Annotated in this window: 1 protein-coding gene; it reads right to left on the reverse strand. The window is 67.3% G+C overall.

Annotation, left to right across the window (positions count from 1 at the left end; translation table 11 throughout):
* The coding region (locus tag HWE04_RS24360; RefSeq protein ID WP_241813943.1) for a hypothetical protein at positions 1-251 on the reverse strand (251 nt) is incomplete at both ends.

The following is a 251-nucleotide window of genomic DNA, read 5'->3' on the forward strand; positions in this document are numbered from 1 at the left end:
GCCCCAGGCCGCGACCTGGTTCTGGTAGATGTACGGCTCGGCGGTCGCGAAGCCCTGCTGGGCGTCCTTGCCGCCTGCGGACACGAACTTCGACGGCGTGCCGTCGTAGCTGCCGTCGAGCACCTTCTTCGGCAGGATCCCGGACTGCTCCAGGTAGGTCATGTACGCGGCACCGTTGAAGTAGCGGACGACGCCGCCGTCCTTCTCGAGGGCCTTGCCGAGGCCCTTGATGCTGTCGACCTCCGGGTACG

Origin of the sequence: Herbaspirillum sp. C7C2 (assembly GCF_022627865.1) — a bacterium.
Lineage (GTDB): Bacteria > Pseudomonadota > Gammaproteobacteria > Burkholderiales > Burkholderiaceae_D > Herbaspirillum > Herbaspirillum frisingense.